Source organism: Micromonospora sp. LOL_015 (genome assembly GCF_048060275.1).
Taxonomy (GTDB): Bacteria; Actinomycetota; Actinomycetes; order Mycobacteriales; family Micromonosporaceae; genus Micromonospora_E.
In genome coordinates this window covers 1-13,359 of record NZ_JBHMIO010000075.1, presented here as the reverse complement: position 1 = coordinate 13,359, position 13,359 = coordinate 1, and the positions used below count along the sequence as shown (strand labels likewise).

Annotated in this window: 11 protein-coding genes and 1 pseudogene; 6 read left to right on the top strand and 6 right to left on the bottom strand. The window is 67.6% G+C overall.

Annotated features, from left to right (window positions below):
* Positions 1–153: 153 nt before the first annotated feature.
* From prcB to ACFHWU_RS27580, 5 genes and pseudogenes are all read right to left on the bottom strand, one after another.
* On the bottom strand, positions 154–996 hold the full coding sequence (gene prcB, locus ACFHWU_RS27600) for a proteasome subunit beta (RefSeq protein ID WP_416592094.1): 843 nt from the start codon (positions 994–996) through the stop codon (positions 154–156).
* Positions 997–1,111: 115 nt separating this feature from the next.
* Positions 1,112–1,525, bottom strand: a complete 414-nt coding sequence (locus tag ACFHWU_RS27595; RefSeq protein WP_416592096.1) for a thioesterase II family protein — start codon at positions 1,523–1,525, stop codon at positions 1,112–1,114.
* A 75-nt stretch (positions 1,526–1,600) separates the two neighbouring features.
* Positions 1,601–1,777 carry an integrase core domain-containing protein gene (locus ACFHWU_RS27590; RefSeq protein ID WP_416592095.1) on the bottom strand — a complete coding sequence of 59 codons (177 nt, stop codon included), beginning with the start codon at positions 1,775–1,777 and terminating at the stop codon, positions 1,601–1,603.
* 74 nt (positions 1,778–1,851) lie between these two features.
* Positions 1,852–2,436 (bottom strand): annotated as a pseudogene (locus ACFHWU_RS27585) (IS3 family transposase); the annotation flags it as partial.
* A gap of 2 nt (positions 2,437–2,438) precedes the next feature.
* The gene (locus ACFHWU_RS27580; protein WP_416592093.1) at positions 2,439–2,741 is read right to left on the bottom strand and encodes a transposase; all 303 of its coding nucleotides are present in this window, start codon (positions 2,739–2,741) and stop codon (positions 2,439–2,441) included.
* Positions 2,742–3,416: 675 nt separating this feature from the next.
* On the opposite strand from ACFHWU_RS27580, the gene ACFHWU_RS27575 reads away from it, so the two are divergent.
* Positions 3,417–4,514 carry an integrase core domain-containing protein gene (locus ACFHWU_RS27575; protein ID WP_416557516.1) on the top strand — a complete coding sequence of 366 codons (1,098 nt, stop codon included), beginning with the start codon at positions 3,417–3,419 and terminating at the stop codon, positions 4,512–4,514.
* Positions 4,515–4,523: 9 nt separating this feature from the next.
* On the top strand, positions 4,524–7,064 hold the full coding sequence (locus ACFHWU_RS27570; RefSeq protein ID WP_416592092.1) for a non-ribosomal peptide synthetase: 2,541 nt from the start codon (positions 4,524–4,526) through the stop codon (positions 7,062–7,064).
* A gap of 18 nt (positions 7,065–7,082) precedes the next feature.
* On the opposite strand, the gene thrC is transcribed toward ACFHWU_RS27570, so the two are convergent.
* Entirely contained in the window at positions 7,083–8,351 is a 1,269-nt protein-coding gene (thrC, locus tag ACFHWU_RS27565; RefSeq protein ID WP_416592091.1) for a threonine synthase, read from the bottom strand.
* Between the two features lie 94 nt (positions 8,352–8,445).
* Between thrC and ACFHWU_RS27560 the strand changes: the two genes are divergently transcribed.
* The 4 genes from ACFHWU_RS27560 to ACFHWU_RS27545 all read left to right on the top strand — a co-directional run bounded on the left by ACFHWU_RS27560 (position 8,446) and on the right by ACFHWU_RS27545 (position 13,311).
* Positions 8,446–9,024 (top strand): ArsR/SmtB family transcription factor, encoded by a 579-nt coding sequence (locus ACFHWU_RS27560; RefSeq protein ID WP_416557519.1) that lies wholly within the window; start codon positions 8,446–8,448, stop codon positions 9,022–9,024.
* Positions 9,021–10,328, top strand: a complete 1,308-nt coding sequence (locus tag ACFHWU_RS27555) for an MFS transporter (RefSeq protein ID WP_416592090.1) — start codon at positions 9,021–9,023, stop codon at positions 10,326–10,328. The genes ACFHWU_RS27560 and ACFHWU_RS27555 overlap by 4 nt, the downstream gene beginning before the upstream one ends.
* 4 nt (positions 10,329–10,332) lie before the next feature.
* Positions 10,333–10,674, top strand: coding sequence for a hydroxyisourate hydrolase (locus tag ACFHWU_RS27550; protein ID WP_416557521.1), 342 nt, complete (start codon positions 10,333–10,335; stop codon positions 10,672–10,674).
* 141 nt (positions 10,675–10,815) lie between these two features.
* Entirely contained in the window at positions 10,816–13,311 is a 2,496-nt protein-coding gene (locus tag ACFHWU_RS27545) for a BTAD domain-containing putative transcriptional regulator (protein WP_416592089.1), read from the top strand.
* Positions 13,312–13,359 lie beyond the last annotated feature (48 nt).

Genomic DNA, 13,359 nt, shown 5'->3' with positions numbered 1-13,359 from the left:
TCCGTTCCTGGATCGCCGACTGGAACACCAACCCGAGACCGTTCACCTGGACCAAGACCGCAGAAGAGATCCTCGAGTCACTCGCTCGATTCTGTAGGCGAATTTCCGGCGCAGGGCACTAGCGCCCAGAGCGACGCGGCCGGCCAGCGCGGCTTACTTGCCCGGGTTCTCCCGGCGTCGGGCGACCAGTTCGTCGGCCATCGGCGCGAGCTCAGCGTCGGTGAGCCGACGGCTGCCCTCGGCGGTCACGGCCATCACCACCGGATAGATCTTACGGAGCAGGTCCGGGCCGCCGGTCGCGGTGTCGTCCTCGGCCGCGTCGTACAACGCCTCGACCGCGATCGCTGCTGCCTCCAGCGTGGTGAGCCCTGGCCGGTAGCGCTTCTTCAACGACGACTTGGCAAACAACGAGCCGGAACCGATCCCGTCGTACTGCCGCTCCTCTGACAGCGAGCCGGCTACATCGAAGCTGAAGATCCGGCCGGCCTGCGCTGGCGACGGCGCGTCCAGGTCGAAGCCAGCGAACAGCGGAATCGCCGCCAGCCCTTGCAGTGCGGCACCGAGATTGTTGCGTACCATCGAGGCGAGCCGGTTCGCCTTGCCGTCCACCGAAAGCAGCGTGTACTCGATCTTCTCGTAGTGCTCCAGCTCGACCTGGAACAGCCGAATCAGCTCGATGCCGATGCCGGCGGTGCCGGCGAAACCGATCAGCGAATACGCGTCGGCGGGATAGACCTTCTCGATCTCGCGGCTCGCGATCAGGTTGCCCATGGTCGAACGCCGGTCACCGGCCATCAGCACACCCTCTGCGGTGACCAGGGCCACGATCGTGGTGGCGTGCGGCACCATGTGATCTGGCACGGCAGCCGGCAGCGGACGCCGACCCGGCAGCAGATCGGGCGCCACCCGGGTTACGAACTCGGTGAACGACGACGACAGGTTAGCGTCGAACGCCGCTGACAGCCGCCCTCTGGAGAGGTCTAGATTCGCTGACACACCGGCCCCTTTCGATGTCGCCCTACCCGCACCGGCGTCGCGTCACGGCGGCGAGCCGTCCGGAACGTTGTCACATCCTACCGCAATGGCGTCAGCCGCAGCCGGCTCCGGCTGGCTACGCCGACTCCTGTTCGACCAGATCGGTCACCAGCTCGCGCAGCGCGCCGGCCGGTTCGGCACGCTGCAACAGGTAGAAGTGCCCGCCTCTGAAGCTCCGCAGCACCGGTCGGGTGATGTTCCGCGCCCACTGGCTGGCCTGCGCGGTGTCAAGATAGGGGTCGTCGCGACCGAACCAGACGTGAGAAGAGACGTCAGTGTCGACCGGTTTGGGCGCCACATACGTGTCGGCCAGGTGCAGGTGCAGTCCGAGCAGGTCGGCCGCGTGCGCCAGCAGCTCCGGATCGGCGAGCGCCTCGGGTGGGCAGCCGCCTCGATCGCGCAGTTCGTCACGCAGGCGGGCGGGCGGCCAGAGCCGGAACGGCTTCGCCGGATGTCGGGCCGCGTGGGGTTGACCCGGTTTGACGGACAGGGTCGGTAGATTGATCTCACGCTACCCTGCTCGCTGGCCTGCGGGAATAGGCCGTCGCCTCATACTCGGCCGGACTCATATGTCCAAGGTGGAATGATGGCGGCGGGTGTTGTACCACCCCTCGATCCACTCGAAGATCGCCGCACGGGCGGCGGCCCGGGTCGGCCACGCCCTCCGATCGAGCAGTTCGGTCTTGATCGTGGCGAAGAACGTCTCCGCGGACGGCGTTGTCCCAGCACTGACCCCGCCCACCGACCGACAACCGCACCCCGTTGCGGTCGGCGAGCCGGGCGTACTGCGCACTCGTGTACTGGGCAACCCCTGTCGCTTTGGAAGATCACCGGCCCGGTCGGGCGTCGGACGGCGATCGCGTTGGACAACGCCTGAGCGGGCAGATCGGTCCGCAGGTGGTCGGCGGTCGCCCAGCCCACAACCCGGCGTGACGCGATGTCGATGACGGTGGCGAGGTACAGCCAGCCCTCCCACGTGTGGATGTAGGTGATGTCGCCGCACCAGCGGGTGTCGACCCGGCCGGCGGCGACGTCGAAGTCCCGGCGGATCAGGTCCGCCGACAACGCCGCACCCGGGTCGGGCACGGTCGTGGTCCGCCACCGCTTCGGCATCCGACCACACAACCCGGCGCCCCGCATCAGCCGGGCGACCCGCTTGCCGGAGTGCCGCCGCCCCTGGGCGGCGAGTTCGGCGCGGACCCGGGGCACGCCGTAGGTGCCGGCCGAGTCGGCGTGGATCTCCGCGATGCGGGCGGCCAGGTCGACGTCGTCGCGTTCCCGCCGCGACGGACCACCGGTGCGGTGCTGGTAGTAGGCGGACCGGGAGACCTCCAGCAGCTCACAGGAACGCTTCACGTTCCCGTGCCGCCGCGCTTTCTCCGCCTCGATGAACGGGTACACGTTCACCGGGTCTCCCTCACGAAGAAAGCCGTGGCCCGTTTGAGGATGTCGACGTCCTCCCGCAGCCGGCGGTTCTCCCGCCGCAGCCGCGCCAACTCGTCGCGCTCGTCGCTGGTCAACCCGTCGCCGCGGGTGCCGGCGTCGATGTCGGCCTGCCTGACCCACTCACGGACCGCGATCTCGGTCAGGTCGAAGTCCCTCGCGACCTGCGCCACCGATCGGTCACCCCGCCGGCACACCTCGACGATCTCCGCCTTGAACTCCGGCGTGAACGCTCTGCGCGGCCGGCGTAGATTCTTGCCCATGCCTTCCATGATGAACATCCTCCCGAGGAGCACACAGCCCCTCTGAGCTGGGATGTCCGTCAAACCGGGTCAGGCCCACCCCGTCGCCTTACCGAGGACGACATCCGGCGCCTCGTCGGCAGCTTCGATGACATCCGCAACACGCTGCCGGACGCCGACAGCAGGGACAAGAGCAACGTCTACCGCGAGCTACGACTCGCCCTCACCTACAACCCCGGCCAAAACAAAATCAGCGTCGAGGCTAAGCCTGACGCTGATTACTGTGGGGTAACTGTATGTGTCCGAGGCCCGAGTTGATCTCCAACTACATGGTCGTCCTTCGCGAGGAACTCCTGCTCACGTAGCGGTGGAGCCCTTCAGATTGGGCGGCGCAGCCCAGGGCGCCGATCAGGCGCTGCGTACCGGGGTGTCTCGTCGCGCTCTTGGCTTGATCGTCGGTCTGTGTGGGAGGGCGACTGGCCGACGTCGCCTACTGGGCGGCGGGTGCCTCGCGGGATCAGTCCGTGATGGCGGGATCCCGAACTCGTGGTGTCCACGACGGTGTGGATGCCGAAAACCTCATCCCTCCTGGTCACAGCTTGTTGATCAGCAAGCCTTGGAGCGGTCGGTTCCGGCGCGGATTCAGGCGGCTGAATCACGACAGTGGTCCACGTCGAGCGCTGCGCGACGATAGGGGTGCTGTTCCGACTGGCCTACCTCGGCGTGACCAACACTCTGGCCCTGCTGCGGCTGCTGCCGATGAGCGACCGCGACAAGGACGCCGAAATCCTCGCTCTGCGACACCAGATCATGGTCCTCGAACGGCAACTGCACGGCGACCGGGTCCGGTTCACCCCGGCGGATCGGGCCTGGCTCGCGGCCCTGCTGCACCCGCTCCCGCGATCCGTGCGCAACCACCTGCGGCTGCTGGTGCGCCCGGAGACCGTGTTGCGCTGGCACCGCGACCTGATCGCCCGGCGGCACGCCCGCCGTTCCCGGCCCCACCAGGCCGGGCGGCCACGAACCGTCCGGTCGATCCGCCGGCTGGTCCTGCGCCTGGCCTCGGAGAACCCTGCCTGGGGATACCGCCGTATCCACGGCGAACTGCTCGTCCTGGGCGTCAAGGTCGCCGCGTCCACCGTCTGGGAGATCTTGAAAGAAGCGGGCGTCGATCCGGCACCTCAGCGCACCAGTAGCACTTGGGCGGCGTTCCTGCGCTCCCAGGCCCACGCCGTCATCGCCGCGGACTTCTTCGAGACGACCACCCTGACCGGCACCCGCCTCTACGTCCTGGCCGTCATCGAGCACGCCACCCGCCGCATCCGAGTCCTCGGCGTCACAGCGCACCCCACCGCAGGCTGGGTCACCCAGACCGCACGTAACCTGGTGATGGACCTGGAAGACGCCGGCTGCCAAGTGAAATACATGATCCGGGACAGGGACGGCAAGTACCCGGCCCTGTTCGACACCATCCTCGCCGACGCCGGTATCGACATGGTCCTCAGCGGAGTCCGGGTACCCCGGATGAACGCGATCATGGAACGCTGGGTCCGGACCTGCCGGCGTGAACTCATCGACAAGACCCTGATCCTCAACCAGCGGCACTTGCGGCACGCGCTCCGCGAATACGAGGACTTCTACAACGAACACCGACCCCATCAGGGCATCGCCAACGCCCGACCACTCGCACCGCTACCAGAAGCGATCACCGACCCGGACTGTCTCGCCCGCCTGAACATCCACCGACGCGACCGCCTCGGCGGCATCCTCCACGAGTACGAACATGCCGCCTGACCTGCCCGGATGACTTTCTCGGCAGGTACAGGGCTGCAGCCCGGTGAACGGGAAGATCCACTCCGGGCGGGCCGCCGTGATCACCTGCACCACGACATCATCCACCAAGGACGTACACCGAGTTACGAGACGTCCCTTAGACAGATCGATCGACTATGCGGCATGCTGGGCATCCTCAAGGCCGGCGGGGCGTATGTGCCGCTTGACGCCGACCACCCGGCCGACCGGCTCGCCTTCCTGCTGGAGGACACCGGCGCATCGATCATCGTCACGCAGTCTGCGCTGCGTGGCAGCCTGCCGCCGACCGGCGCGACGGTCGTGTGCCTGGACACCGGCTGGGAGACGATCTCCGCCTGTCCCGCCGAGGAGTTCACGACGCCGGGCAGCGCCGAGGATCTGGTGTACGTCATATACACCTCCGGCTCGACGGGCCGCCCGAAAGGGGTGATGATCAGCCATCGCGGTCTGATGAACTACCTGGTGTGGGCGGTCGACGGTTATGGCCTACAGGGTGCGTCGGGTGCGCCGATGCTGGGCTCGATCGCGTTCGACCTCTCCGTGCCCAACTTCTTCCTGCCCCTGCTGGGCGGCAAGGACGTCACCATGCTGCCACCGGACCCGACGCTGGCGGGGCTGGCCGAAGTGCTTGCGCGGCCGGGCGACTTCAGCCTCCTGAAGATCACCCCGGGGCACCTCGATGTGCTGCGCGGCCATCTTCGCCCGGATATGGTCCATTCGGTACGCACGTTCGTGGTCGGCGCTGACGAGATGCGCCCGGAGACGGCGGCCGGGTGGCGGCGCATCGCTCCCGGCGCCCGCATCATCAACGAGTACGGCCCCACCGAGACCGTGGTCGGATGCAGCGTCTACGAAATGCCGGCCGCGGACAGGTTCACCGGTCCGGTGCCGATCGGCCACCCCATCGCCAACACCACCATGTATGTGCTCGACGAGCGGTTGCGCCCGGTGCCGATCGGGGTTACCGGCGAGCTCTACATCGGCGGCGAAGGCGTCGCCCGCGGCTACCTGAACCGTTCCGGGCTTACCGCGCAACGGTTCCTGCCGGACCCGTTCGCCCGGACACCCGGCGCGCGGTTCTACCGCACCGGGGATCTGGCGCGCTGGCGCGCGGACGGGGAGCTTGAGTTCCTCGGCCGCATCGACCATCAGGTGAAGATCCGGGGGTACCGGATCGAGCTCGGCGAGATCGAGGCGCAGCTGACCGCCTGCCCCGGCGTCAGCGAAGCGGTCGTGGCCGCCCGCCAGGACGACCGCGGCGACAAAAGCCTGTGCGCCTACGTCGTGGCCGATCCCGGAGTGCGGCTGAGGGCGGCGGATCTGCGGCACGCCCTGCTCGCCGCGCTGCCACCGTACATGGTGCCCAGCAGCTACACCGTTCTGGACGCGTTGCCGCTGAGCCAGGGCGGCAAGGTCCACCGCAGGCTGCTGCCCGCACCTTCCGGGGAGCGCCAGGTCGCTACCGCTTACCGGGCACCGGGCAGTCCCGTGGAGGAGACCCTCGCCGAGATCTGGCGGCAGGTGCTGCACTTGGACTGCGTCGGAGTCGACGACAACTTCTTCCGCGTGGGCGGCGATTCGCTCAAGGCCATCACGACGGTCGACCGGATCCGGACCATGCTTGGCATCGAGGTGCCGCTGGCGGTGCTTTTCCAGCACCCGACGATCGCGGAGCTGGCCCTCGCGGTACGCGATTTGGCCTGCACGAACGGCAATAGTTCACCGCTGGTCCTGCGCCGCGGTGACGACTCCCGCCCGCCGCTGGTGCTCTTCCCTGCGCAGGGCGGGCAGGCCGCCGCCTACCTCAACCTCGTGCGCCTGCTCGACGATGCCCAGCCCGTCTATGCCTTCCAATCGGTGGGCATCGACTCGGCCGCTCCCGCGCTGTCCAATATGGACGACATCGTCACGCACGCGCTCAACGCTTTGCGCGGACGGCAACCTGCCGGGCCCTACCGCGTTGCCGGCTGGTCCTTCGGCGGCCTGGTCGCCTTCGAGGCGGCCCGGCAGCTGGAGCTCGCGGGCTACCGGGTCGAATTCCTCGGCCTTTTCGACACCCCGCTGTTCGACGCCGCCAACCCGCCGGACTGGTTCGCCGAATACCGCGAGAAGTCCGCCGTGGTCAAGCTCGCCATCGCCTCGGACATCGACGACAGGCAACTTGAGGGCTGCGACGAGGACCAGATCCTCGAAGTCATCCTCTCCGAGCGGCGAGCGCGCAACCAGGTCTCGTCCCTGGCCGGAAGTGAGATGCTACGTCGCCTCGCCGCCGTGTACCAGGCCAATGAGTTGGCCACATTAGACTGTCACATCCGCAGCGCGGTGCACGCCGACATACACCTGTTCCGTGCCGCACGACGCGGCAGGTGGCTCATCAACGACGTGACGCCCGAGGACTGGCAGCCCTACACCCAGGGAAGTGTCCACACCTATGGACTGCCGGGCGACCACGAGGAGCTGATGGAGATGCCCAACGTGACCGAGCTGGCCACGGCTCTCACCGGCGTGTTGCGCACGCTGGACGGCGGATAACCCGGCGACGGCGGGCATTCAGACCGTCAGGAGACGGCGTGCCCGCAGCTCCTGAGCCAGCTCCTTCAGCCGCGGTGCCACCGCCGCTGAGGGGGCAGGCAGGAGCTGCGGCACCATCTCGGCGGCTTTGAGACCGCTTCCGGTGTTCACCACCACGACATCGTCGGTGGCACGCATGACACCGTTGGCCACCAAGGCCGGCAGCGCCGCGAAGGCGGCGGCGCCCGCAGGTTCGGCGAAGACGCCGGAGCCGCGGGCAACGGTCACCATCGCCTGGCGGATCTCGCCGTCCGTCACCGTCACCATGGCGCCGCCGGTGTCCCGCACCGCCCGCAGCGCGCGGAAGCCGTCCTGCGGACGGCCGACCGCGATGCTGTCCGCGACGGTTTCGGCGGCGCCGGGAGGGACCTCGCTTTGCCCGCCACGCCATGCGTCATAGATGGCGCAGGCTGTCGCCGCCTGCACGCCGATGAGCCGGGGAACGCGGTCGACCCACCCCATCCGGTAGGCGTCGAGGAAGCCCCGGTGCAGGCCGGTGATGATGTTGCCGTCGCCGACCGCCACGACAACCGCGTCGGGGGCGCGCCAGCCCGCCTGCTCCAGGATCTCAAGGGCCGCGGTCTTCTTGCCCTCCGTCGTGAAAGGATTGACCGCCGTGGTCCGGCAATACCACCCCCACTCGCGGCACGCCTGCCAGCAGAGTTCCACGGCCGTGTCGTAGCCGCCCTCGACCACGACGACGTTGGCACCGAAAACCTGAAGCTGCGCTATCTTCGCCGGTGGTGTCCGCTGGGGTACGAAGGTGATCGTGCGTAGACCGATCGCGGCGGTGATGCCGGCCAGGGCGGCCGCGGCGTTTCCGGAGGAGGCGGTGGCGACGGTGTGCGCACCCATCGTGGCCGCCGCCTGAGCCACCAGCGCGCTGGCCCTGTCCTTGAGCGAACCGGTGAGATTGGACGCTTCGTTCTTGATCCTCAGCCGTGGCAGCCCGAGCTGCTGCCCGAGCCGGTAAGCCGGGTGCAACGGCGTCCACCCGATCGGGAGCTTGTCCGCCACACCCGTCGCGGCCAGCTGTTGTGCTGTCACGGGAAGCAGGCAGCGGTAGCGCCACATGGTGGTCGGGTGACCGCCGACGGTGTCGCCGGGGGGCCGCCCCCGGCCGGCGGCCTCGTAGTCGACGACCAGGTCAAGCTTGCCCTCCTGCGTGCACTCCTGGCACGTGTAGATCGCTTCGCGGTGGCCGTAATCGGTGGCGCAAACCGAACAGCGCCAGGAGAAATGCTCCATGGTTCACTCCCGGTACGAGGATGGTGTGAAGATCGTCAAACAAACCGCAGAGAAAGCATTGCAGAGGATCCTCTGCGGAACGTAGCATAGCGCCATGGCAAGCAGTAGCGGCGTTCAGCAAATCACGGACGTTGCCACGCTCAAGGCGGTGGCGCATCCGTTGCGGGTCAAGATGCTCAGCGCGCTGCGCTTCGACGGCCCGGCCACCGCCACTCAACTCGGCCGCAGGTTCGGCGAGAGCAGCGGCGTGACCAGCTACCACCTGCGTCAGCTTGCTAAATACGGTTTCATCGAAGAGGAACAGGAGCAGCCCAACGCCAGGGAGCGCCGGTGGCGGGCCATCCACCTCTACACCAGCCTGGACAGGGCGGAGCTGGTGAACAAGCCCGAAGGACGGCAGGCCCTGCGGATGCTGCAGGACCGCCAATGGGAGATAGCTTTCCACAACGCCCAGGCGTTCTTCGACGAGCTGGCCGAAGGCGAGCAGGGGTGGATCGACAGCGCCGGTCAGAGCGACTTTTCCATGCGCCTTACGCCCGCTCTGGCCGCCGAGCTCCACCGGTGCCTCGCCGAGGTGGTCCGCGAGTACTCCGAGCGCGACTGCCGTGAGCCGGACGCACGCCAGGTCTCCGTCTTCCTGTCGGTGTTTCCCGTGAACGGGGTGCAGGAGTGACCTCGATCGACGCGGCCGGCGCGACCCGCCGCTTTGTCTGGGTCAGCGCGCTGACCTCGTTGCCCGCGGGGCTTCACGCGGCGACGATGGTGCTCCTGCTGACCAGCCGGGGCATCGGCCTGTCGACCATCGGCGTGGCCATGGCTGTGCAGGGCGTCGTGACCCTCACGCTCGAGCTGCCCACCGGCGGTTTGTCCGACTTGGCGGGGCGGCGCCAGATCCTTGCCGCGGCTGGTGTCTTCACCACCGTGGCGATGATCTGGCTCGCCGTTGCCGACGTCGCGTGGCAGTTCCTCGTCATCGGTGCCCTGATCGGTGTCGCGCGGGCTCTGTCCAGCGGCCCGGCGGAGGCGTGGTATGTCGACACGGTGCGGGCGGTCGACCCTCGCGCCGACGTGAAGAAGGGTCTGGCCAGGGGACACACCGCGGGGTTCGTGGCGCTGGCCCTGGGCATGGTCGGCGGCGGTGCCGCGGCGCTCGTGGTGCCCCTTCCCTCCGACGGTGTCCTGGTGCCGCTGTCGATTTCGCCGCTGGCGGCGGCCGCCGCTTCCATCGCGCTCGTGTTCGTGGTGGTCTTCTGGCTGCCCGAGCCCGTGCGGCCGAGAACCGGGGCGCTGGCGATCTTGCGCGATGTTCCACATCAGCTCCGTACCGGCATCCGCCTTGGTGTCAGCGATCCGGGCCTATCGCGGGTGCTGGTGACGACCATCGCGGTCGGTGTGGCTCTCGGCGCGCTTGAGCTGCTTGCCCCGGCCCGGATGGCGACGCTTGCCGGTGGCACGGCGGCCGGCAGCATCGCCTACGCCGCGGTCAGCGCGGTCGGCTTCGGGACCTCGGCCATTGGGGCGTCCCTGAATCCGCCGCTGCACTCCTGGCTGGGCACGGCGGGGCGGGTGGCGGCGGTCGGCACCGCCGTGGCGGCGACCTCGTTGCTGGGCATGGCGGCCGTCGGGCAGATGTCCGGCACGGCGGGCCTGTTGGTCACGGCCGGCTTCTTCTGCGCGATGTTTGTGGGGCTGGGAATCGTCAGTCCGGCGCGCTCCGTGATCATTCACGACCGCGTCGGTGCGGGCGAGCGCGCCACCGCATTGTCGGTGACCTCCCTGACCACGCAGGGTGGCGGCGTCGTCGCGACCTTCGGCCTGGGGTATCTGGCCGAGAGTTCGTCGATCGCCGTTACCTGGTGGATCGCCGGGGTGCTCATGCTCGTCTCGGCTGCGGTCTTCCCCGAAATCCGGTCGGCGGCAAGGATGCCAGCCGCCACAACCCCCGTATCTGGCCTTTCAGGGGAATGGAATCGGTGACGCTATGGCAATGTCGGTGTCCATAGTCGATGCCATGCATGGCAGGTTGGCTCGTGGGCTTGCGGTGCGCTTGGAGCGGCGGGAACTTCACGGCTGGAGTGAGTGTGTCACCGGTCGTGTGGGAGCCGACGGCGATCTGGACGATCTGGGATCGGCACAACTGCAACCCGGACACTACCGCTTGGTGGTGGGGCTGGGCCCCTACTACGCAACGCTTGGTATGCAACCGTTCCTGAACGAAGTGTCGGCGGTCTTCACCCTGGCCGACGGCGATGGCGACTCGCATCACATTCCGATTGTGGTCGCGCCGCACGCATGCATGATCGGTGAACACCGCAGAAAATAGTTAGCCAGTTGGATTCTCTGATCCTATCCAATGTAGAGGCTGCGCATCTCGATTCCGGAAATATATTTTCTTGAACCGATAGAGTGAAATAATATATATACATATATATCTGGACTCTTGGCAGCAAAGCGGGGTGCTGTGATGAAGTTTAGAATCCTTGGACCGATGGAAATAGAAGGCACGCATGGCCTTGTCGACATCCGGGCCAAGCGACTGCAAGTAATACAGATGCTTCTGCTGGTCGAGGCGAATCGTGTGGTTCCCTTCGAGCGGCTGATAGAGGCGCTGTGGGATGAGAATCCGCCGAACACCGCGCGTGCCCAAATCCATATCTGTATTTCCCGGCTGCGCAGAATCTGCGATCGGGCCGGCCTGCCCGACATCATCGGCACCACCTCGGCCGGCTACATCCTCCGGGTGCCCGAAGACCAGCTGGACCTTCAAGTCTTCGAACGGCTAGTACGGCTGGCCCGGGTCGCCGCCGGTGAAGGCCGATACCTTGAAGCCGACGACTGTTATCGCCAAGCAATCGCGCTGTGGCGCGGCGACACGCTCAATGTGGGAAACAGTCGGGTTCTGCAGGCATTTGAGACTCGCCTGACCGAGCAGCGCATCTCGGTGCTCGAGGAGTGGGTGGACGTCCGGTTGGAGCTGGGGGTCTATCACGACCTGGTCGGCGACCTCACCGACCTCGTCGCGCGCTTCCCGCTGCGCGAAAGGTCGCGGGCGCAGCTAATGATCGCACTTTACCGGTCGGGTCGGCAGGCCGAGGCGCTTGAGGTCTATCGCGCCGGCCGCAATGTGCTCGTGGAGGAGCTCGGCATCGAGCCCAGCGAGGAGCTACAGCGCCTCGAACGCGACATCCTTTCGGGTGTCGCGGATCTGGGAGGCGCCACCGCGACCGTGCCCGCCGCCGTCACACCCACCGCCACCGTGCCGCCGGTTATCCGTCCGGTGACGCCGCACCTGCTTCCGGCCGACATCTCCGACTTCACCGGCCGGGCCGAGCAGATCGCGCTGCTGCGCAGAAACCTGCTTCCCGACCGGTCGTCCGGCCCTTGCGAGGCGGTGCCGATCGTCACGGTGAACGGGAAACCGGGCGTCGGCAAGACCACCCTTGCCGTGCACGTCAGCCACGAGCTGGCCGACAGCTTTGCCGACGGGCAGCTCTTCATCCAGCTGCATGGCCTGTCGGCGCGTCCGGTGACCGCGGCGCAAGCGCTTGAGCGTTTCCTGCGCGCACTGGGCATACCGGGCGAGGCGATCCCGGAGGGTCTGGAGGAGCGGGCGGAGGCGTACCGGCAATGGATCGCCGACCGCCGGATCCTGGTCGTGCTGGACGACGCCGCCGACGAGGAGCAGGTCCGCTGGCTCCTTCCCGGCTCGGCCAACTGCGCCGTCATCGTCACCAGCCGCTTCCGGCTGACGGGCATACCCGGCGCCGTCCCGGTCGAGGTGGACGTGCTCAGTGACGAACAGGCGCTCAGCCTGATTGTGAAGATCGTCGGTCCGGACATGGTGCACGCGGGGCTCAACGATTCGCTGGAGCTGATCGCCCTGTGCGGCCGTTTGCCGATCGCGCTGCGGATAGCGGCGGCACGGCTGGCCGCGCGAGCACATTGGACGGTCGGCCAGCTCGTGGAACGGCTGAAGAATCAGAGTCAGCGCCTCGACGAGCTGGCGCATCGCGGTCAAGGGGTCCGCGCCAGCCTGGCGCTTACCTACGAGATCCTTTCCGGGCCGGCCCGGAAGCTGTTGCGCCGGCTCGGGATGCTGGAGATGGGCGACTTCGCCGACTGGATCGCCGCGCCGTTGCTCGGCACCACCGTCGCCGAAGCGGTAAACGTCCTCGAGGAGCTGGTGGACGCACAGTTCGTCGAGGTGAAGCGGACCGGCAACAGCGGCCAGATCCGGTTCAAGCTGCACAACCTGATCAGGGTGTACGCGCAGGAGCGCCTCGCGCAGGAAGAGCAGCCCGCGGAGCGGGCGAAGGTGATGGCACGCGCGCTCGGTGCATGGATGTTCATGGCCGACGAGGCCCACCGGCGCGAGTACGGCGGCGACTACGCACTGGTGCACGGAATCGCCGAGCGATGGCCGCTGCCCGAGCATGTCGTCAAGCGGGAATTCGACGACCCAATCGGGTGGTACGAGGCCGAGCGGCTGAACATCGTCGCGGCGATCAGGCAGGCCGCGGCCAACGGCTTGCATGAGCTGTGCTGGGACCTGGCCGCGACCTCGGTGACCCTGTTCGAGGCGCGGCGCTACTTCGACGACTGGCGGGTCACGCACGAGATCGCCCTCGCCGAGGCGCGGCGCGCGGACAACCGGCGCGGCGAGGCGGTGATGCTGTGCTCGCTTGGAACGTTGCATCTGAACCAGCGCCAATTCGAGGAGGCCGCGCAGCGGCTCACGCTGGCGATGCAGCTGTTCGGTGAGGTGGGCGACGAGCACGGGCAGTGGCTGGCCATGCGTGGCGTCGCCTTCCTCGACCGGATGCACGGGCGCTGGGACGCCGCCGAGCTGCACTACGACGAGGCGATCACGGGGCTGCGCAAGGCAGGGGACAGGCTCGCGGTGGTACAGGTGATGAGCAGCCTTGCCGAGGTACACATCGAGCGAGGGGCACTGACCTAAACTTTGGTCGTTTTGTTGGCAATACTGCTGGTTTTGGGCTGGGTGCGG